Raw genomic sequence first — 22,054 nt, forward strand, 5'->3', positions numbered from 1 at the left:
AATATTATAATATTTTTCTCCTATTTTAGTATTATTTATAGTTAATTCTGATCATTTTATTATAGAATTTTTTATAATTACTATTTAGATTTCTTTTTGCTTTTTATAAATAAAGATGCAATTAAACCAAGTAATGATATAACAGCTACACCTATAAATAAGTGAGCATAACCTTGATTCATAGTGTATTGATACGCATTTTCTATGGCTGGTTTAGCTTTATCTAAACTTGTTAAGTAATTACTTTTTAATGCTGCAAAATCCATATTAGGATTTACTGACATAGCATGTTGTATACCATTGAGCATAGACATCATAAAAGATTTAACTGTTTCAAATATATTAGTAACATCTGCATTTTGTAATTTATTCATCATATCTGCTGATGCTGTACTACTTCCTAATGCACCTCCTGTTATCCCTTGTATATGTGGCATTACTTTTTCTATTGCACCTGGTACATTTCTGCCTGCATCTGATACGAAGTTTATCAGTAAGTTAGGTGATATAGCTACACCTATAGAGCGAAGTAATGAAACTGTTGATTGCCCCATTGATATTTCTTCTGGTTTAACTAAACTCATCATTAAATAATTTACAGGTGTTCCCATGGTAAATCCCATACCTATGCCCATAAATACTAATCCTATAGTTAAGTTTGTGAAATTGGGATGATTTGCAGTTATAACTGCCTGATATAATACACCGAATATATTAGCTAAAAATCCTAGTAATAATAATCTCTTAACACCAAATTTATCTATAAACTTACCACCAAGTGGAGCTGATATACCAGTAAATACAGCAAATAAAGTTACTATATAACCACCACTACCTCTTTTTAATTTTAATACATTTTCAGCAAATTGTGGTAAAAATACAGTACTCATAAGTCCACATCCCACTATAAGACTTATAAATAAAGTTAATGCTATTTGCTTATTAGTAAAGAAACTTAAGTTTAAGACAGGGTCTTCTGCTCTTTTTTCTATATATATAAATATTGGAACCATTATTATAGATATTAATAAATATGGCCAAACATCTAATGTCTTAATTGAATTTCCAAAATCATAGAATTTAAGATTTGTTAAAGCATACATTAATGATGCAATTAAAATACTTAATATTAAAGACCCCCAAATGTCCATTTTTTTAATATCTGAGTCTTTTTTATTTTCTTCTAGTTTTAACGCTGCTCCTATTATAACAATGCTTATAGGTACATTTATTAAAAATAAATATCCCCATTTACCATCTCCAGCCACAGAAAGTATAAAACTTCCTAGCGTTGGTCCAAGAACAGTTGCTATTCCATATATTCCTCCAACTAATCCAAGTGCTGACCCTCTTTTTTCTTCAGGGAAAGATGAGCCTATATATGCTGTGGCTATTGGCATTATACCTCCGCCACCTATTGCTTCGATAACTCTTGAAGTTAGTAAAAATCCATAGCTCCCTACTATATCTGATATTCCACAAAGTAAAGAACCTGTGGCAAATAATGTAACACAAATCATATATACCTTTTTTCTACCATATGTATCTGCTAACTTACCTGTTATTGGCATAGATACAGCATATGCTAAAGTATATATGGTTATCATCCACACGCTAGCTGATTCTGATATTCCAAGTCCACTAGCTATTACATTTCTTGCTGGTGATACTATTCCAGAGTCCATAGCCCCCATAAAAATTCCAAGTAAAAATACTAACATAGCGATGCTTGTACTCTTCTTTTTTAATGCTTCACTCATGAAAAACTCACTCCTATTCATAATTATAAATGCTTATAATGTAAGAGTTATTGCTTCATATTCTATTTAAAAATTTTAATTATAACTATTTTAAAGTTTAATATTCTATATATAAATATTCCATATTAAAATAACTACAATTTTATGATATAAGAAATTTTATATTTCCCCTTACATTACCTACTAATATTGGAAAAATTTAATTTTAGCCAATACTATCCTATATACCCTTATAGAGGATATTTATTCATATATTAATTAAAATTATATTTACACAATAAAAAACTCTTAGATAAAATCTAAGAGTTTGATTGGAGCTGGTGATAGGAATCGAACCTACAACCTGCTGATTACAAGTCAGCTGCTCTACCGTTGAGCCACACCAGCATATAATATTTAAATTGGCGACCTGGAAGGGACTCGAACCCTCGACCTCCAGCGTGACAGGCTGGCATTCTAACCAGCTGAACTACCAGGCCGCAATTGGTGGGACTAACAGGGCTCGAACCTGTGACCCCCTGCTTGTAAGGCAGGTGCTCTCCCAGCTGAGCTATAGTCCCAAAATGGTGACCCATAGGGGAATCGAACCCCTGTTACCGCCGTGAAAGGGCGGTGTCTTGACCGCTTGACCAATGGGCCGTGCTGAGTAAAAATTAAAATGGTGACCCATCCGCGACTCGAACGCGGGACACCCTGATTAAAAGTCAGGTGCTCTACCGACTGAGCTAATGGGTCATTTCCTTTTTTGCCTTTCGGCTTGTTCGTGTTTCTCTCACTCACAAATATTATTATATTAGGTTCATACACTTTCGTCAACACTTTTTTTACATTTTTTTATATTTTTTTACTTTTTTGTTTATTTTTCTCTCAACCTTAGTAAATAACAGGGGTTCATAAATTAATTTTTTATTAAAAAATACTTAATTTTAGATTTTTACCAATTATCTAATCTATATTTTTCTTAAATTAGGGTATAAATATTAATTTATAAGTAAGTATTCTAATTGTTTTTTATTCAGTAAAACTTTTTGTAGAATATATTTTTATAAGTATAAATAAAAATATATTTATCTCTAACTTAATTTTATATATTTTAATTTTTATATATAAAAAAGTGTAGTGGATATAATCCACTACACTTATATATATTAAGCAAATATATTTCTTCTTATTATAGTTTGAGCTCTGTTTGGTCCTACTGAAACCATATCTATGTTAACTCCAACTATTTCTTCTATTCTATCTATATATTTCTTAGCATTTTCTGGAAGATCTTCGTATCTTTCTATAGTTGTTAAATCTTCATTCCATCCATCTAATTCTTCATATACAGGTTCGCACTTAGCTAAATCTTCTAATGATGCTGGGAAATCTGTTATTATCTTGTCTCCCATTTTGTATCCTGTACATATATTTATTTTTTCGAATCCACTTAAAACATCTAATAACATGAATGATATACTAGTTAATCCGTTTACTCTTGCAGCATATTTAACTATTACAGCATCAAACCATCCACATCTTCTAGATCTTCCTGTTACTGTACCAAACTCATGACCTTGGATTCTTATTCTTTCTCCTATTTCATTATCTAATTCAGTAACAAATGGTCCTTCTCCAACTCTTGTAGTATATGCTTTTACTATACCTACAACATCTTTTATCATGTTTGGTCCAATACCTGCTCCTATAGAGAATCCTCCTGATGTTGGATGAGAAGATGTAACGTATGGGTACGTACCTAAGTCTAAGTCTAATAATGTTCCTTGTGCACCTTCGAATAATACTTTTTTACCAGCTTTTATAGCATCATATACTACAACTGAAGTATCTGCAACATTTTTTCTTATTTGCTCTGCATATCCTAAATACTCATTGTATATAGTTTCAAAGTCAAACATTGCTTCTTTTCCGTATACACCTTGAACTAATTTATTCTTAGCATCTATTTGTGCTTTTAATTTCTTAGCAAATATGTCTTTATCCATTAAGTCACATATTCTTATTCCTGATCTCTCAGTTTTATCCATGTAACAAGGTCCTATACCTTTTTTTGTAGTCCCTATTTTGTTATCTCCTCTAGCTTCTTCTGCTAGTGCATCTAATTCCTTGTGATATGGTAATACAACATGGGCTCTATCACTTACTTTTATGTTGCTAGTATCTATATTTTCTTTATTTAAAGTCTCTATCTCTTCTAAAAATCCTTTTGGATCAAACACTATACCATTTCCTATTACATTTATAGTGTTAGGATTTAATACTCCAGATGGTATTAGACGTAAAGCGAATTTTTTGCCATCTACAACTAATGTATGTCCGGCATTATTTCCACCTTGTCCTCTTACTACTACATCTGCTTGTGTAGCAAGGTAATCTATAACTTTACCTTTTCCTTCGTCTCCCCATTGAGATCCTACAATCGCTACTGTTTTCATATAACTCACCTCTACTATAGATTTTCGAACACTTTACCAATACATTTTATCAAACATTCGATACATTTTCAAACTTTTTTATTTACACTTTGAGTTTAATATGTATTTTTTTATATCTTCTAAGCTACTTAAACTCTTTATTATTCCTTCTGATTCTTCTATATTTTTTATAAATGTTCCTACTTCTTCTATTTTAGATACACCTAAAATTTCTTTATTTTCTCCAGACATTGTATCCATCATCATAATCTTATAATTAGATCCTTTTTTGCAGTAAAATACTAATGTCTCCTTTATATTATTATCAATTATTCTAAATAAATTTATTTCTTTGTTTATTTCTATTATTTTTGGATATATATATAATACATTTATATGCAACACATTTTTCCCCCATAAAAAATTTGTATTTATAAATATTAAGTTGTAAACAATAAAAGCAAGCTAATAGCTTGCTTTTTTTTGTACTTATTCACATTTATCAACAGGTTACATGTGGATAATGTGGATAAGTCTTTTTGTATTTTTCAACACTTATGATTTTTTTCCTACATTTATCCACATACTTTAACCAATTTCCAAAAAAACTTCTGTGGATATCTTGTTTACATATCCCTAGATTTATCCGCAAATTTTTGAACTTCACCAAGCCAAACTAGCTCTACTGCACCAGTTTCACCGTGTCTATTTTTAGCTATTATTACCTCTCCTATGTTCTTTTTTTCTGAATCTGGATGATAATATTCATCTCTATATAAAAACATTACTATATCTGCATCCTGCTCTATTGCTCCAGATTCTCTTAAATCTGATAGCATAGGTCTATGATCTGCTCTTTGTTCTGGTGCACGAGATAGCTGAGATAATGCTACTACCGGACAATTAAGTTCTTTTGCGATTATTTTTAAAGATCTTGATATTTTTGATATTTCTTGTTGTCTACTTTCATTATTACCTTCACCTTCCATAAGTTGAAGATAATCTATAAGTATTAAATCTAATCCCTGCTCTATTTTAAGTTTTCTACATTTTGATCTTAACTCAGATATTTTTATACCTGGAGTATCATCTATATATATCTTAGCATTAGATAAAACTGCCATAGAATCTATTATTCTAGGCCAGTCATTTTCTCCTAGCTTTCCTGTTTTTAATTTTTTAAGCTCTACACTAGATTGTGATGATAACATACGTTGAACTAACTGTTCTTTAGACATCTCTAAACTAAATACAGCTACAGATGCATCACCCTTTAGTGCTGCATTTTGAACAAGATTTAATGAAAATGCAGTTTTCCCCATAGCTGGACGAGCTGCTATTAATATTAAATCTGTTCTCTGTAGTCCATTTATCTTTTTGTTTAAGTCTTTAAAACCAGTTGTTATTCCTGTTATTTCACTCTTTGATGTGTACAGATGTTCAATCATATCATAAGTATCCATTAGTACGCTATTTATAGATTTAAAATCATCACTAGCTTTTTCTTGAGATATATCAAATATCTGTTTTTCTGCTTTTTCTAATACATCTTCTATTTTCGAGGAACCTTCATATCCTAAGCTTATAATTTCATTAGATGCTTTTATAAGTTGTCTTAAAACTGATTTTTCCTTCACTATATCTGCATAATACTTTACATTAGATGTTGTAGGGACAATCGTTGATAAACTCGTTATATAACTTATGCCTCCTACATCATCTAAATGTCCTTCTTTTTTAAGTTCTTCTGTTAGGGTTATTAAGTCTATTGGTTCACCTTTATTACTTAACTTTATCATGCACTCATATATGATTTTGTGAGCTTCTTTGTAAAAGTCATTTGGCTTTATAGTTTCACTCACCGTTATCATTGCATCTTTATCAAGTAATATAGACCCTAATATAGACTGTTCTGATTCCACACTATGTGGAGGAATTCTAGTCATATCCTCCATTGTTTATCACCTCAAGTGTCTTTTCTATTGTTTCTCTTTTACATCTACTCTCATTTTAGTAGTTACTTTTTGATGTATCTTTATCTCAACGAATCTTGAACCTAAAGCTCTTATTGGTTCATCTAAGTGTATTTTTCTCTTATCTACTTCTATAGAATGTTGTTTTTTTATTTGTTCTGCTATATCTTTAGATGTTATTGATCCAAATAATCTTCCACCATCACCAGCTTTAGTATATATAACAACGTTTAATTCTTCCATTTTCTTTCCTAATTCTACTGCTGCTTCGTACTCTTTTTGAGCTTTTATCTCTTCAGATTTCTTCTTTTCACCTAATTCTTTTACTGCTGTATTATCTGCTACAACTGCTAATTTCTTTTTAAGTAAGAAGTTTCTTGCGTATCCATCACTTACTTCTTTTACTTCACCTTTTTTACCAGTTCCTTTAACGTCTTTTAATAAAATAACTTTCATCTATTTCTCCTCCTTTATGCATTCGTCAATTATATCTTGTACCATTGAATATGCAGTTTTTAATGAAACACCTTCTAATTGAGCACCTGCTATATCTTTGTGCCCTCCTCCGCCTAGTTTTTCCATAAGAACATGTACATTGGTTTCTCCTAATGATCTAGCACTTATGAATATTTTATCATCTTTTTTACCTAGAACAAATGATGCTTCAACTTCCTTTATATTTAATAATTCATCTGCTGCTTGTGCTATTACTATATTTATGTTATCTGCTACTCTTTCTGTATAAGCTAAACAGATTTTTCCATAAACTATCTTAGCACTTTGTATGATTTCAGCCTTAGTTATAAAATCACTTATGTCTGAGTTAAATAGCTTTTTGACTTCTACAGTATCTGCACCTACTTTTTTAAGATACGATGCAGCTTCAAATGTTCTTACCCCTGTTTTGAAGGCGAAGTTTTTAGTATCTAGAGTTATACCAGCTAATAAACCTTCTGCAGTTAATTTATTTATCTTTACATTATCTTCCATGTATTGGACTAGCTCAGTTACCATCTCACACGTAGATGATACGTATATTTCATGGAATAAAAGTACTGTATCATTTATAAATTCAACGCCTCTTCTGTGGTGGTCTATCACTACAATTTTGTCAGATATACCTAATAGTTCATTACATTCTGTAAAATTAGGTCTATGGGTATCAACAACTACCACAAGTGTATTTCTCGTGCAACTTCTTATAGCTTCTTCGCTATCTATAAATATTCCATCATAATAATCTGAAGATTCTATTCTATCTACAAATATATCTATTGATTCATTTGTACTATCTAGCACTATATTAGCATTTTTACCGCAAGATTTACATATATCATATATTCCAACTGCCGAACCCAGAGCATCCATATCAGGATATTTGTGTCCCATTATATATACATGATCACTTTCTAATATAATTTCTCTTAGTGCATGACCTATTAATCTTGATTTTACTTTTGTAGTTTTTTCTACTGCTTTAGATTTTCCACCGTAGAATACTGACTTATCTTTAGTTTTTATAACAGCTTGATCTCCACCTCTACCTAAAGCTAAATCAAGAGCTCCAGACGCCAATTTTAGATTTTCATTTATGGAATCTCCATCTACACCTATCCCCATACTTATAGTAACAGGTAATGTATTTCCATAGTCTATTTCTCTTATTTTATCTAGTACAGAAAACTTTTCACTTTCTAGTTTTTTAAGTTCTTTTTTGTTCATAACTAAGAAAAATTTATCTTTTGATGTTCTTTTTAATGCTGACTTAGATGCATTTTCTAAATTAGAAAGAATTCTTTCTATTTCAACGTTTATCATTGGTCTTTTATCCTCTGATGCACTTTTTAATACGTCATCATATCCATCAACCTGAATCAACATCATAGAATTTTTCTCATCTTCATGCTTTTGTTGTAAATTTAGATAATCTGTCTTATCTAACCAATATAACATCATTAGATATTTTGCATTTTTTTCTTGATCATTTTTTACAACATTGTATACTACAGTATAATCTCTGTCTTTATACTTTACATCTGTGTACATTTCTTTATTTTCATTTAAAACTTTTCTAAGATCTAGATTCTTTACTATATCATCAATGTTTTCACCTAATAAATCTTGTGTTTCCGTCATCTGATGGAATTTATTATTGTACCAAGATATTTTTCCATCAAATTCTAATATACAAAGTGGAATAGGTAAATTCATTATTGCTTTTTTTGTTGTTTCATCTATATCTAAAGATAGATTCTGAATGTAATTATTCCATTCCTTCCTTCTAATATTAGTAGTTTTCCAATTGTGGAAAACTATATATAAGAAAATAAGGAAAAATAAGCAACCTACATAAAAATCATATAAAAGTAGTGCTGTACTTGCTACACCTATAATTAATATGTATATATTATTTTCTGGCATATTAATTTTCAAGGCTGGTTTGTTCCTCATTACTTCCCTCCTTACGCAGATTTATAGCTTCTTACCTTTCTAAAATCTATTACACTATCTAACATCCCTAAGAAAGATATACCCATAAATCCGAATATATATAGGATTAATCCTGATATAAGTATATTTTTTATTTGACTAGCTTTAAACCAATTTCTTAGGTAATATACAGAAACTGCTATTCCCTGAGCCATAAACATAAAATTAAAAACTAGTTGAAGATTCATTATGATTAAATCACCATGAAAATTTAAGCCTAACATATCAATTAAGAAAACTAGTATGTATAGCATAAGTGACACCATTACTGGATTTCCCGGTAAATAAAAATCTCTAAATTTAGGCATTTCTAAATTTACCATTCTTATTCTTTTTAATATAAATGCCTCAATGTAGTACGTAACAAACGCTAAAATTATCCCCTGTAAAAATAGCATTGTAGGTAAAAGATTTTGTGCAAAGGTGATTACATCTTCTACTTTTAATCCACTACTTACATCTACACCTGCATCACCTAAAATTTGAAGCTGAACACTTACAGCTTCCTTCATACCATTCATAAAGTTATCTAATAAATTAGTTTTAAACACCATATTTGCTATAGTATAGAAAATTATAGTTGAAATTATAACTATAATTGTCCCTGCATATATAGGTTCAAACTTATTTTCTTGACCTTTTTTTATGTTTTGTCTTGCAACACTACCTATAACTATCCCAGGAAGTACACTCATAATACTAATACTTACAGCATATGTTATATCTACACCAAATATAAGTATTAAAAAAGTAACTATCAAAGATAATATTGAGTACTTATTGTTACCTATAGTTCCTATTATTGCATAAGGTACTGGTATTAAGAAACTCAGCACACTTAGTATAGGCACATATGCTGTTACTAGAGCTAATAATATTCCCAGCGTAACTATCATCGATACTTGTGATAGTTTTACTTTATTATTCAAATTAGATTCACTCCTTATTATCTATATGTTTTTTGAGTTCAGATAACTCACCATACCATCTTTCTATACTATGATTCTCATTTATTCCTAGTTTTATCTTTTCTTTTATTTTATAATCCATTTCGTTAAAACTAATTCCCAATCTTTTTGCTAAAAGGTATGTTATCATTATAATATTTGCTAAAGTATCTTGTAATGCCTCATCTAAAGGCTTTACTCCTTTAAACATTAAGTTGAACAAATCCCCTACGCTCATTAACAACTCTGTTTTCATCCATTCCATTATTTTAACGTTTCTTGCTATATCGGAATTCCTATCTAATCTCACAGTTGCCCCCTCCTTAATATATAAATATTATATCATAAATCATAGTAGATTTAACTAGAATAACAAAAAAACGAGCCATAAGGCTCGTCCTTCTTATTCTACAGTGTATGGTAAAAGTGCTATGTTTCTAGCTCTCTTTATAGCAACTGTTAATTCTCTTTGATGCTTAGCGCATGTTCCAGATATTCTTCTTGGTAATATTTTACCTCTCTCAGTTACATATTTTTGTAATCTTTGAGTGTTTTTGTAATCTATCTTAACGTCTTTTGAAGCACAGAATTGACAAACTCTTCTCTTCTTACGTCTCTTCTTGTTTATCATAACATTTCCCTCCTTTTTAGAATGGTATATCGTCGTCATCTATAGCTTGGAAACCTTGAGGGTCTAATCCTTGTGGTTCGAACGTAGGCTCGAAACTAGGTTCAAATCCTGTTTGACTTCCTTTATTATACGAATTTTCCGATTTATTTCTACTATCTAAGAACTGTACTCTGTTAGCATTAACTCTAAACGCTCTTCTGTTTTCTCCAGCTTGGTTTTGATATACATCCACTCTTATTGAGCCTTGTACAGCTACTAAACTTCCTTTACCGATATAGTTAGCGCAATTCTCTGCAGATTTACCCCAAACTTGTATATCTATAAAATCAGTTTCTCTCTTACCATCTTTGCCTGAGAATTCTCTATCAATAGCTATTGAGAAATTAGCAACAGGAGTTCCACTTCCTGCGATGTATCTTAACTCTGGGTCTCTTGTTAATCTACCCACTAAAACAACATGGTTCATAATAACACCGCCTTTTACATAATAAAACTAGTCATTAAGCAGCAACTATCATGTGTCTTATTACGTTTTCGTTTATCTTTAAGTTTCTATCTAATTCTTTTGGTAATTCAACACCAGCACTGAAGTTTACTAATACATAGTGACCTTCGTTGAACTTAGCTATTGGGTAAGCTAATTTTCTAGTTCCCCATACATCAACGTTAGCTACTTCACCATCAGTAGATATAACTTCCTTAACTTTGTTAAGTACAGCTTCTCTAGTTTCTTCATCAGCATTTGGCTTTACTACGAAAACTAATTCATAATTTCTCATTATCTTTTCACCTCCCTTTGGACTTAACGGCTCTACTTCGTAGAGCAGAGAAATGAGATTCAAATCTCATACTTACACATTTTATCATTACTAAAGATAATTGTCAATTTATATTTCCTCATATATTATGGTAAATTTTTTTGTTTTTAATACGTATATATTAAATTATGATGGATAATACTATTTATATATAGCCCCCATAACTTAAATATATTTCATCCCAATCTCCCATAAAAAAGAGTGACCGCAGGTCACTCTTTTTTTATACTATCTATGCGTTTGCTTCTACTTCCATATGTTTCTTTAAAACTTTACCTAATCTCTTGATTCCCTCAACTATTTTCTCATCTGTAGATGTTGAGTAATTTAATCTAAAGCAATTTTCTTTTCCACCATTAGGGAAGAATGATCCCCCTGGAACATATGCAACATTATTTGCTATACAATCTTCCATTATAACTCTTGAGTCTAAATGTTTTGGTAGTTCTACCCATGTGAATAGCCCACCTTCTGGATGAGTATACTCTAAACCTTCTGGGAATTCTTCTTTAATAGTTTTTAACATAAGGTCTCTACGTCTTTTATAAACCTCTTTTAATTTTTCAACATGTTTATCTAAATCATATAATTCTATGTATTTACTAACTTCTCTTTGAGATATACTAGATGCTTGTAGGTCTGCTCCTTGTTTGACGAATATAAATTTGCTTAATATTTCATGAGATGCGCATGTCCAGCCTATTCTATATCCTGGACAGAATATTTTTGAAAAGCTTCCTAAATATATTACCAATCCTTTGTTATCCATTGATTTTAAAGATGGTAATGTATCACCTTCGAATCTTAATTCACCGTATGGGTTATCCTCTATTACTGGTATTTCATATTTATTTATAATTTCCATGAACTTTTTACGTCTTTCCATTGGCCAAGTTCTTCCTGTTGGGTTTTGGAAATCTGGTATTACATATATCATTTTCACTCTATCAGTTGTTTCTAATATTTTTTCTAACTCTTCCATTATCATTCCATCTTTATCTGTTGGAACTTCTATGAATTTTGGTAAATATGCTTTAAAAGCATTTAATGCTCCTAAGTAAGATGGACTTTCACATAAAACTACGTCACCTTCGTCTAAGAAAACTTTACCTGCAAAGTCTAATCCTTGTTGTGAACCATTAGTTATTAATATATCATCCTTTGTTACATTAGTTTTAGCTTTACTATTCATTCTATCAGCTATATGTTCTCTTAAAGGAGTATAACCTTCAGTTGTAGAGTATTGAAGAGCTGATCTTCCATCCTCTTCTAAAACCATAGTCGAAATCTTTTTCATTTCCTCTATTGGGAATAATTCTGGAGCAGGTAATCCTCCAGCGAAAGATATAACTTCTGGTTTTTCCGTCAACTTTAAAAGCTCACGTATTTCTGATCCTTTTAATCCTGCCATTCTCTTTGCAAATTTAACTGCCATAATTAAAGCACCCCCTGAAATTGTTTACCCTGTACTTTAATTATAGCAATGCCAAATTTGATTCGATACTCTCTTTGAAATTTTCTGAATTTTCTATTTTATCCTTTAGTAATTATCTTTTTTACTCTTTTTTCAAAAGTTTCTCTGTCTAGCATTATTTCTCTAGAGCATTTAGTGCATTTTATCTTTACATCCATACCAACTCTAGTTATTTCAAATTCTTTATTTCCACAAGGATGTTGTTTTTTCATTTCAACAACATCTCCTATCTTAATACTTATATGCATTTAAAATCACTCCTTTTAAACTATCTCTGTTGCTTCTTTTTTTCCATTTTCTAATTTAGCTATTTTATATATACCCTTATATTCTACATCACTTTCTCTTAAAGTTTCTTTTACCTTTTCTATATCATTGTATAAGAATCTTATTGAAATCCCACAGCTAGCCGTTATCTCTCTTGGTGTAGGCAGTGTTGTACATACTATTTCCTTTTCCTTTAATAACTTCTCTGTTCTTATTGCATGATGTGTTGAGTTAAATGATACTATATACATTTCATTCATTGTTTTTCCTCTTTCTAATCTAGTTATTATAGATATTATTTTATATAAATAAGGCTACATATACAATATGTAACCTTATTATGTCCATTATATAGATATAGTTTGTAGTGAGTTGTTCATTACTTCTACAATATTATACATATTAGTAACTGTACCTACTTTTAATGATTCTTTTAAGTTGTAATAATCTAAACATGTACCACAAGATAGTATTTCAACTCCATTATTTTCTAGTATTTTTAAGTTTTCTACTGTAGCTTCATTTACTGTTGTAAGTTTTACTCCTGAATTAACAAATACTATGTGCTTTGGATATGGCTTAGTTTCTGTCAAAGTATATATATATCCTTTTATAAGAACTTCTCCTAGTTCATCATTTCCTTGTCCCATTTTATCTGAAGATATAAATATACACTTATTATCTAAATCAACCTTCGTATCTTCTTCTATTTTTACATTTTCACCTTTTATTATTTCTACTACTATTAAATCTTCTTCTTCTCTTAAAACACTACTTTCGCAATTAGATGACTTTGATAGTTTTATTATATTTTCTTTTGCCATTGTATTGTCTACTGTGACTCTTATAACTCCATTTTCTAATTTATCTAATTCTTTCTTTGTATTTATTACTGGTTTTGGACAAGCTAGTCCTCTTGCATCTATTTCTATTAACATAATATCCTCTCCTTACGTATTCCTTAAAATAATTCTATCACATATGTAAATTTAAACGTTATAGATTATTTCTATACAATTACTTATCAGATTAATTTTAATTATAAGAAATTTATTTCTTTGATTTTATTTAAATAGACGGTAAATTTTCAAATTGATTCTCTTGTAATCTAACTTCAAAATAAATATATTATAAATCTTCTAAAAATAAAACAGATATAGCGTATGCTATATCTGTTTTATTTTTCTATATTATTTCTAAATTTTTATATAAAGCTACCCCTTTGTGGTAGTACTCTAATTCTTTTTCTTTTGATATATTTGAATATAATTCTCCTAATTCAATATATAATTCAGCTAAAGTTTTAGTATCTCCTAATTCAGATACTATATTTGCACACTTATATAGATATTCTATCGCTGATGTATTTTCATTTTGTGCTTTGTGTATCTTAGAATACAACTTTAAAGCTTTATATTCATTACACTTATTTTTTGATTTTATAGCTAATGCTAGTGCTACTTTACAATACTTTTTAGCTTCTTCAAAATCTTTATTTTCAATATATGCATCTACTATTTTAGATAAACTCTTTATAGTTATCTTGTCTTCACTATTTTTATTTATATCATAGGCTTTTTGAGAATACTCTAAAACCTTATCTATATTTCCTAGGTTTTTATATATATCAGATATTCTCAGATAAACATTTGCTATTCCTGATTTATTTTCTTCTTCCTCCAATAACTCTAATGCCCTTTTAAAACATTCCTTAGAATCATCATACTTTCCAACTTTTAAGAAATTATTGGCCTTTAATAACAACATATCTATTTCATCTTTTATATTGTTTTGCATCTCTATATCACTAATCTTATTTATATAGTATAAAGACTTTTCAGAGTCATTTAACTTCATGTAAGAGTATGCCATATTACTATATAAATCTTTATGAATATCCATATCCTCGATTTGACCTTCTATTAGTAAGTCCTCTGCAAATCTTAGATGTGTTATAGCACCTTTAAAAAATGCTTCTTGTATATATACCTTTCCTATATTCAAATAACATCTAAATATATTTTCTTTATCATTATCTTTTATGAAATAATACAAAGCTTTTTCTAAATTTCCAACTACAAGATTATAGTCTTCTTTTTTTATATTTATCGTTCCTAATAAAAAATTGCATTTTGCATAATTATCTATTAAATTATAAATTTTACATATATTTAAAATTTCATTTATTAATTCTTCCGCTTTTTCAAGTTCTCCTCTTTTTATATGAATTTCACTTTGAAGAATTAAGTTATCTGTTATCCTTCTAGATTGCATTTCTTTAGTTTCTAGTAAATAGTCTACACTTACTTCTAACTTTTGTGATAAGTAATCTAATAACTCATGACTTGTATGAGACTTATCTCTCTCTATATGGCTTATTTGAGCTGCTGTTATTCTATCTCCAGCTAACTCTTTTAATGTCATATTTTTTTCTTTTCTCAGTTTCTTAATTTTCTCTCCTAAGCTTAGAATGTCCATACTAAAATTCCCCCTTGAAACCATTTTCTTATAAGATGATTATAACTTAAATTTATATTAAAAACACTATGTATTTTGTAATATTTTACCTATTTATGTAGGTTTAATCAAATTTATTTTTAGTTTTTTGTTAATATAAATCAAATTTAACTTTTATTTCAATTTATATATTTTAAAATTTACCTATATACTTCCATAAAAAAAGATGTCTTAAAATAATTATTTTAAGACATCCTCATTTTTATCTTTTAGTTATTTTTAGAAATTTCTTTTAAAGCCTCTACAGCTTTATCTATTTCTTCTTTAGTATTGAAGTACCCTAAGCTAAATCTAACTGCACCTTGCTCTAGGGTTCCTAAAGTTTTATGAGCTAATGGAGCGCAGTGTATACCAGATCTAGTGGCTATATCATATTCACTATCTAGTATAAAAGTTATTTCTCCAGAATCCATATCTCCAATATTTATCGCTATAACTGCTGCTCTTTTTTTACTATCTTTAGTTCCATATATCTTTATATTAGGAATTTCTTCTAATTTATCTAACATATACTGACATAATTCTTCTTCATGTAGTCTTATATCATCTATACCTTTTTCTAATATAAACTTTACTCCTTCATTTAATCCTGCTATGCCAGGAGTATTGTGTGTTCCAGATTCATATCTATCAGGAACTATTTCGGGTTGGAATAAATCTTCTGATTTACTTCCTGTTCCACCTTCTTTTAAAATATCTACACTAAGACCTTCTCTTATATATAAGATACCTGTTCCTTGAGGTCCAAGCAAGCATTTATGGCCTGGAGCTGCTATCATATCTACATTCATATCTTTTACATCAATAGAATACACTCCCGCTGTTTGTGATGCATCTACTAAGTATAATATATTATTTTCTTTAGCTATCTCCCCTACGGCTTTTATATCTACTAAAGTTCCTACTACATTTGATGCATGAGTAGTTACTATTAATTTTGTATTTGGTTTTATTGCATTTTTTATATCATTTACGTCTAAGAAACCTTCTTTATCACAGTTAACTATTGTATTTGAAATTCCTCTTGCTTCTAGGGATTTTATTGGTCTTATTACAGAATTATGCTCCATACTTGTTGTTATTATATGGTCGCCCTCTTTTACAGCACCTTTTATAGCTAAATTTAATGAATCAGTAGCATTGTTTGTAAATATTATATTCATAGGGTTATCTATATTAAATAACTTTGCTATATTTTCTCTTGCGTCATAAATCTCTCTTGCTGCCCTCATAGCCATTTTATGTCCAGCTCTTCCTGGATTAGCACAATAATTTTTCATGCAATCCATTATAGAATTATAAACTTGCTCTGGTTTAGGGTATGTAGTTGCAGCATTGTCTAAGTAAATCATATAAGTTTCCTCACTTTACATTAATTATCTTCAAGCATCATTGATAGAATATTATTTAATTCTTCATCATTATAATATTCTATCTCTATTTTTCCCTTTTTCTTCCCTTTTGATATATTTACTTTTGTTCCAAATATATTCATAAGTTTTTCTTCTACATCAACTATAAATATATCCTTCTCTTTTATTTTCTTTGGTACTTCTTTTGTATTATTTTCTGCAATAGTTTTAACTAAATTTTCAGTTGCTCTAACTGAAAGCTCTTCTTCTATAACTCTCTTTGCTAGTTCTTCTTGTAATTCTTTATCTGATATTCTAAGTAATGCCTTACCATGACCAGCTGTCATTTGGCCACTTTCTATCATCTTCATTACTGCTTCACCAAGATTTAATAACCTTAAAGTATTTGTTATATGTGGTCTACTCTTTCCTACTGCTTCTGATATTTCTTCTTGAGTGACTTTATAGTGATCTATTAATCCTTTATAGGCTAAAGCTTCTTCAATAGAGTTTAAATCTTCTCTTTGTAAGTTCTCTATCAAGGCTATCTCCATTATATCTTTCATTGGTATATCTTTAATAACAACAGGAACTTCTTTTAATTTTGCCATCTTAGATGCTCTGTATCTTCTTTCTCCTGCTATTATCATATATTTGCCATTTTCATCTGGCTTTACTACTATTGGTTGTAATACTCCATAGTTTTTTATAGATTCTGATAATACTTGTATTTTCTCTTCATCAAACACTTTTCTTGGCTGAGTTTCATTAGGATATATATTCTTTAATTCTATACTTATTATATCTTTGCTATCTATTCCTTCTTTAATTTCTGGAATTAAGGCACTAAGACCTCTTCCTAATCTATTTGTTCTTTTAGACGATTTTTTTTCCATATTATATTATATCCTCCTCTAAATCTATGAACTCTTCTGCTAAGTCCATGTATGCCTCTGCTCCCCTGCATCTTGCATCATAATATATAACTGGCTTTCCATGACTAGGTGCTTCTGCCAATCTAACATTTCTAGGAATTAGTGTAGTATATACACTTCCTTTGAAATATCTTTTTACCTCTTCAACTACCTGTATTGATAAATTAGCTCTTCCATCAAACATACTAAGGACTACTCCTTGTATTTCTATATGTGGATTAAGTCTAGACTTAACTAGCTTTATAGTTTCCATAAGCTGACTTACACCTTCTAGTGCATAATATTCACACTGTATTGGTATTAATACACTATCTACTGCTGTAAGACAGTTTATAGTTAACATTCCTAATGAAGGAGGACAATCTATAAATATATAATCATAATCTTTTCTTACACATTCTATAGCATTTTTTAATACATATTCTCTTTTATCCATATTAGTAAGCTCTATTTCTGCTCCTGATAACTCAGTTGCTGAAGCAATAGTGTCTACATTGTCAAACTCTGTAGGTAAAATTGCCTCTCTTATATCTACACCATCTAACATTACTTCATATATAGTGTTTTCTACCTCTTGTTTCTCTATTCCATATCCACTAGTTGTATTTCCTTGTGGATCTAAATCTAGTACTAGTACTTTTTTACCCATCTTTCCTATACTTGCACTTAAATTTACATTAGTTGTAGTTTTTCCTACTCCACCCTTTTGGTTAAAAACTGCTATAACTTTTCCCACAAGATTTCCCCCCTTGTTTCTTCTAAAATTCACTTTTCTAAAATTTATAGTATAAAATTTTTAATTCCAATTTTTATAAAAAAAGGCTACTGCCAAGCAGTAACCTTACTTTTTAGGAATTTTTACAACAACCTCCATATAATCGCCCTTATCTACTTCGTTATATTTAGCCTCAATTCCTGTTCCTATTATAGCATCGAAGGCTTGCTTCATAGTATTTAAGTATATTCTTATAGCCATTGAACTCTTTACATTTTGCTTTTTCTCTGGCTCTTCAGTTTCTTGTAAATCTTCTAATATATCCTTTATCAACTTTTCTGTTTTCTTTACAGTTAGCTCATTCTTTATTATTTTATCTAAGACATCCTTCATTAACTCTTCATTTGGTAACTTAAGCAATGCTCTTGCATGTCTTTCTGTTAGGTTATTTTCTACTAATTTTATTTTTATATCACTTGGCAATCTTAGTATTCTAAGTTTGTTAGCTATAGTAGATTGATTCTTTCCTAACTTTTCTGCTAGTTGCTGCTGTGTAAAATCATGTTCTTTTATTAAATTTTCATACCCCATAGCCTCTTCTATAAAATTTAAATCTTCTCTTTGTAAATTTTCTAGCAGTGCTAATACAGCAGAATATTCGTCAGACATGTTATTTATAATAGCCGGTATTACTGTTAAATTTGCCAATTTAGCCGCTCTAAATCTTCTTTCTCCAGCAATTAATTCATACTTTTCATCTTTAACTCTAACTGTTATTGGTTGAAGTATTCCATAAACTCTTATAGAGTTGCTTAATTCCTCTAATGCTGACTGTGAAAATACTTTTCTTGGTTGATATGGATTTGGAACTATATTTTCTATAGGTATCTCCACAACTCTTTTTTCTTCCATAACATCCCTCTCTTATTAGATATAAATATATTTGAATTTCATTATTTACTTACAAATTAATACTGCATTAGATACATATGAGTATACTATTTCTGCATGTAATTATATAATCCTTCTATTTTGTTTTATTTTTAATATATTTTTAATATACCTATCTCTATTTTATAGGACTTTTTGCAGGTTTACCCGCTTTTCTAGGGTATTTTTCTGGAGTATTTCTTACTTTTTTGAAAACTAATATATTATGGTCTAAATCAGTTTCTGGAAGCTCTACATCTATTTTTTCAATAAATTCTAATCCTAAAACATCCATAGCAGCTTTTGACTCTTCTAGCTCTAAGTTTGCATTAGGTCCTTTTAAACACACAAAATATCCTCCAACTTTAACAAATGGTACACAAAATTCCATAAGTATAGGTAATCCAGCCACAGCTCTTGCTGTTGCTATATCATATTGTTCTCTATATTGTTCTGACTTACCGAAATCTTCTGCTCTACCGTGTATAAACTCCATATTAGTTAAACCTAAGGTATTACTAACTTCTTTTAAGAAGTTTATTCTTTTGTTTAATGAATCTAAAAGAGTTACATTAGCATTTTCTAAGCATATCTTTAATGGTAATCCTGGAAAACCTGCACCTGTACCAACATCTATTATAGACATTCCATCTTTTATGTATCCATTAACTACAGCTGAAACAGAGTCCAAGAAGTGCTTTATATACACTTCTTTTTCCTCTTCTATTCCAGTAAGGTTCATCTTTTGATTCCAGTCGACTAGTATCTCTCTATAAACCTTGAAATCATTTAGCATTTTATCGCTTGGTTCTATTCCAAAATCCTTTAGACCTTGTCTTAGCATTTCCGTATTATTCATCTTTTCCCCCTCTAGTTCTTCTCATTTGCTCTAAGTATATAAGAAGTACTGATATATCAGCTGGTGAAACCCCTGATATACGAGATGCTTGACCTATTGAAACTGGCTTTATATCATTAAGTTTTTGTCTTGCTTCTATTCTTAAACCATCTATAGTTGAATAGTCTATAGTTTCTGGTAACTTTTTATTTTCAAGCTTTTTAAATTGCTCTATTTGCTTTAATTGCTTGTCTATATATCCTTCATATTTTGTCATTATTACACATTGTTCTTTCACTTCATAATGAACATCTTCTCCAGCACCTTTTCCTATAGCTTCAATTAAGTCATAGTTAACCTCTGGACGCTTTAAAAATTCATATAAAGATAATCCTACTTTTATTTCAGATGCTCCCATTTCTGCTAAAAGGTGATTTACTTCTTTAGGAGTAACTCTTTCTGTTTTTAATCTCTCTAATTCTTTTTCTATCTCAGCTTTCTTATCTAAGAATCTATTGTATCTGCTTTCTGTAACTAACCCTAAGTCATATCCTTTTTGAGTAAGTCTCATGTCTGCATTATCTTGTCTTAAGTATAATCTATACTCTGATCTAGATGTCATCATTCTATAAGGTTCGTTTGTTCCTTTAGTAACTAAATCATCTATTAAAACACCTATATAAGCTTCTGATCTATCAAGTACAAATGGCTCTCTTCCTTGTATTTTACATGCTGCATTTATACCAGCTATAAGACCTTGTGCTGCTGCCTCTTCATATCCTGAAGTACCGTTAAATTGTCCCGCACTAAATAAGTTTTCAACACCCTTTATTTCAAGTGTTATTTTTAATTGAGTAGGATCTATACAATCATATTCTATTGCATAAGCAGGTCTCATTATCTTAGCATTTTCAAGTCCTTGAATACTTTTATACATTTGTAATTGTACTTCATAAGGTAAACTAGTTGATATCCCTTGGATATACATCTCTTTTGTTTCTCTACCTTCTGGCTCTATAAATATTTGATGAGATTCCTTATCACTAAATCTAACAACTTTATCTTCTATAGATGGGCAGTATCTTGCTCCTGTACTTTTCGCCTGTCCACTATACATTGCTGTTCTACTTAAGTTACTTGTTATTATTTCATGAGTTTTTGTGTTTGTTCTTGTTAAATAACAAGGCTCTTGATCTATATTTATTTCATCACTTAAGAAAGAGAATGGAGTTATTCTTTTGTCACCCTCTTGGATTTCCATCTTAGTGAAATCTATACTATCTCTATGAATTCTAGCAGGAGTTCCTGTTTTGAATCTTCTCATATTTAATCCTAAATCCACTAGATTATCTGTTAAATGCTTTGAATAACCTAATGCATTAGGTCCTTCATTAATAGTTAATTCTCCTATGAATATCTTAGAATTTAGATAAACTCCTGTTGCTAATATTACAGCTTTAGCTTCATATTGACATCCAAGTTTAGTAACTACTCCAGTAACAGTTTGACCTTCATGTAATATATCTACTACTTCATCCATTACTATATCTATATTAGGTTCATTTTCTAAAGTAGCTTTCATTTCTGTATGATATCTAAATTTATCCGCTTGTCCTCTTAGAGAGTGAACAGCTGGTCCTTTTGCAGTATTTAACATTCTACTTTGTATAAGTGTTTTATCTGCATTTACACCCATTTCACCACCTAAAGCATCTATTTCTTTTACTAATTGACCTTTACCTGTTCCTCCAACTGATGGGTTACATGGCATTAGTGCAATAGAGTCTAACGACATAGTTACTACTAGTGTTTTATGTCCCATTCTGGCAGTTGCTAAAGCAGCTTCACATCCGGCATGACCTGCTCCAACTACTATTACATCATATTTTCCTGCTTTGAAATCTATCATGTCAGTATCCTTTCTACGTTTATATTTATGTTTCACGAAAAACTTTTTTATAATTGCTTATCTACATTTTATATTATACAC

Annotated in this window: 22 protein-coding genes and 5 tRNA genes; all 27 read right to left on the reverse strand. The window is 29.9% G+C overall.

Translation table 11 applies throughout. The annotated features are described in order from the left end of the window. Nucleotides 1-80 precede the first annotated feature (80 nt). The 27 genes from I4U66_RS09700 to mnmG all read right to left on the reverse strand — a co-directional run bounded on the left by I4U66_RS09700 (nt 81) and on the right by mnmG (nt 21,973). On the reverse strand, nt 81-1,760 hold the full coding sequence (locus tag I4U66_RS09700; protein ID WP_195928820.1) for an MFS transporter: 1,680 nt from the start codon (nt 1,758-1,760) through the stop codon (nt 81-83). A gap of 312 nt (nt 1,761-2,072) precedes the next feature. After that, nucleotides 2,073-2,147, reverse strand: a tRNA-Thr gene (locus I4U66_RS09705). Nucleotides 2,148-2,162: 15 nt separating this feature from the next. Beyond that, nucleotides 2,163-2,239: transfer RNA gene (locus tag I4U66_RS09710), tRNA-Asp, on the reverse strand. A gap of 5 nt (nt 2,240-2,244) precedes the next feature. Beyond that, nucleotides 2,245-2,320 (reverse strand) — tRNA-Val (locus tag I4U66_RS09715). Nucleotides 2,321-2,324: 4 nt separating this feature from the next. After that, nucleotides 2,325-2,399: transfer RNA gene (locus tag I4U66_RS09720), tRNA-Glu, on the reverse strand. A 20-nt stretch (nt 2,400-2,419) separates the two neighbouring features. Next, nucleotides 2,420-2,495, reverse strand: a tRNA-Lys gene (locus tag I4U66_RS09725). A gap of 413 nt (nt 2,496-2,908) precedes the next feature. Beyond that, entirely contained in the window at nt 2,909-4,198 is a 1,290-nt protein-coding gene (locus I4U66_RS09730; RefSeq protein ID WP_092921651.1) for an adenylosuccinate synthase, read from the reverse strand. A gap of 78 nt (nt 4,199-4,276) precedes the next feature. Next, nucleotides 4,277-4,582, reverse strand: coding sequence for a hypothetical protein (locus tag I4U66_RS09735; RefSeq protein ID WP_141664371.1), 306 nt, complete (start codon nt 4,580-4,582; stop codon nt 4,277-4,279). Between the two features lie 221 nt (nt 4,583-4,803). Beyond that, on the reverse strand, nt 4,804-6,132 hold the full coding sequence (gene dnaB / locus I4U66_RS09740) for a replicative DNA helicase (RefSeq protein WP_092921655.1): 1,329 nt from the start codon (nt 6,130-6,132) through the stop codon (nt 4,804-4,806). Between the two features lie 24 nt (nt 6,133-6,156). Beyond that, nucleotides 6,157-6,606: a 50S ribosomal protein L9 gene (gene rplI, locus I4U66_RS09745; RefSeq protein ID WP_092921657.1), complete on the reverse strand. Its 450-nt coding sequence runs from the start codon at nt 6,604-6,606 to the stop codon at nt 6,157-6,159. Beyond that, entirely contained in the window at nt 6,607-8,601 is a 1,995-nt protein-coding gene (locus I4U66_RS09750; protein WP_092921659.1) for a DHH family phosphoesterase, read from the reverse strand. Between the two features lie 11 nt (nt 8,602-8,612). Then, a complete protein-coding gene (locus tag I4U66_RS09755; RefSeq protein WP_092921661.1) occupies nt 8,613-9,569 on the reverse strand; it encodes a DUF2232 domain-containing protein in 957 nt (318 codons plus the stop codon). Nucleotides 9,570-9,576: 7 nt separating this feature from the next. Continuing rightward, nucleotides 9,577-9,897, reverse strand: coding sequence for a MazG-like family protein (locus I4U66_RS09760; RefSeq protein WP_092921663.1), 321 nt, complete (start codon nt 9,895-9,897; stop codon nt 9,577-9,579). A 93-nt stretch (nt 9,898-9,990) separates the two neighbouring features. Then, complete coding sequence (gene rpsR, locus I4U66_RS09765) at nt 9,991-10,218, reverse strand: 30S ribosomal protein S18 (RefSeq protein WP_092921665.1); 228 nt, start codon at nt 10,216-10,218, stop codon at nt 9,991-9,993. Nucleotides 10,219-10,234: 16 nt separating this feature from the next. Then, complete coding sequence (locus tag I4U66_RS09770) at nt 10,235-10,684, reverse strand: single-stranded DNA-binding protein (RefSeq protein WP_092921667.1); 450 nt, start codon at nt 10,682-10,684, stop codon at nt 10,235-10,237. 34 nt (nt 10,685-10,718) lie between these two features. Next, the gene (gene rpsF / locus I4U66_RS09775) at nt 10,719-10,997 is read right to left on the reverse strand and encodes a 30S ribosomal protein S6 (RefSeq protein ID WP_092921669.1); all 279 of its coding nucleotides are present in this window, start codon (nt 10,995-10,997) and stop codon (nt 10,719-10,721) included. Nucleotides 10,998-11,268: 271 nt separating this feature from the next. After that, the gene (locus I4U66_RS09780; protein ID WP_092921671.1) at nt 11,269-12,471 is read right to left on the reverse strand and encodes an aminotransferase-like domain-containing protein; all 1,203 of its coding nucleotides are present in this window, start codon (nt 12,469-12,471) and stop codon (nt 11,269-11,271) included. A gap of 98 nt (nt 12,472-12,569) precedes the next feature. Further along, nucleotides 12,570-12,758: a DUF951 domain-containing protein gene (locus I4U66_RS09785; protein WP_195928822.1), complete on the reverse strand. Its 189-nt coding sequence runs from the start codon at nt 12,756-12,758 to the stop codon at nt 12,570-12,572. 15 nt (nt 12,759-12,773) lie between these two features. Then, on the reverse strand, nt 12,774-13,037 hold the full coding sequence (locus I4U66_RS09790; RefSeq protein ID WP_092921675.1) for a DUF3343 domain-containing protein: 264 nt from the start codon (nt 13,035-13,037) through the stop codon (nt 12,774-12,776). Between the two features lie 87 nt (nt 13,038-13,124). Then, nucleotides 13,125-13,715 (reverse strand): sulfurtransferase-like selenium metabolism protein YedF, encoded by a 591-nt coding sequence (gene yedF, locus I4U66_RS09795; RefSeq protein WP_092921677.1) that lies wholly within the window; start codon nt 13,713-13,715, stop codon nt 13,125-13,127. Between the two features lie 247 nt (nt 13,716-13,962). Further along, nucleotides 13,963-15,255 carry a helix-turn-helix domain-containing protein gene (locus tag I4U66_RS09800; protein WP_092921679.1) on the reverse strand — a complete coding sequence of 431 codons (1,293 nt, stop codon included), beginning with the start codon at nt 15,253-15,255 and terminating at the stop codon, nt 13,963-13,965. Between the two features lie 248 nt (nt 15,256-15,503). Further along, the gene (locus I4U66_RS09805) at nt 15,504-16,646 is read right to left on the reverse strand and encodes an aminotransferase class V-fold PLP-dependent enzyme (RefSeq protein ID WP_092921681.1); all 1,143 of its coding nucleotides are present in this window, start codon (nt 16,644-16,646) and stop codon (nt 15,504-15,506) included. A gap of 20 nt (nt 16,647-16,666) precedes the next feature. Further along, nucleotides 16,667-17,542 (reverse strand): ParB/RepB/Spo0J family partition protein, encoded by an 876-nt coding sequence (locus tag I4U66_RS09810; protein ID WP_092921683.1) that lies wholly within the window; start codon nt 17,540-17,542, stop codon nt 16,667-16,669. A gap of 1 nt (nt 17,543) precedes the next feature. Then, entirely contained in the window at nt 17,544-18,317 is a 774-nt protein-coding gene (locus tag I4U66_RS09815) for a ParA family protein (RefSeq protein ID WP_092921685.1), read from the reverse strand. Nucleotides 18,318-18,422: 105 nt separating this feature from the next. Beyond that, nucleotides 18,423-19,208 carry a nucleoid occlusion protein gene (gene noc, locus I4U66_RS09820; RefSeq protein ID WP_092921687.1) on the reverse strand — a complete coding sequence of 262 codons (786 nt, stop codon included), beginning with the start codon at nt 19,206-19,208 and terminating at the stop codon, nt 18,423-18,425. A gap of 157 nt (nt 19,209-19,365) precedes the next feature. Next, on the reverse strand, nt 19,366-20,085 hold the full coding sequence (rsmG, locus tag I4U66_RS09825; RefSeq protein ID WP_092921689.1) for a 16S rRNA (guanine(527)-N(7))-methyltransferase RsmG: 720 nt from the start codon (nt 20,083-20,085) through the stop codon (nt 19,366-19,368). Next, entirely contained in the window at nt 20,078-21,973 is a 1,896-nt protein-coding gene (gene mnmG / locus I4U66_RS09830; RefSeq protein WP_092921691.1) for a tRNA uridine-5-carboxymethylaminomethyl(34) synthesis enzyme MnmG, read from the reverse strand. The genes rsmG and mnmG overlap by 8 nt, the downstream gene beginning before the upstream one ends. Between the last annotated feature and the right edge of the window lie 81 nt (nt 21,974-22,054).

The organism is Romboutsia sp. D33t1_170424_H2, assembly GCF_015669105.1.
In the GTDB taxonomy this organism is placed as follows: domain Bacteria; phylum Bacillota; class Clostridia; order Peptostreptococcales; family Peptostreptococcaceae; genus Romboutsia_C; species Romboutsia_C hominis.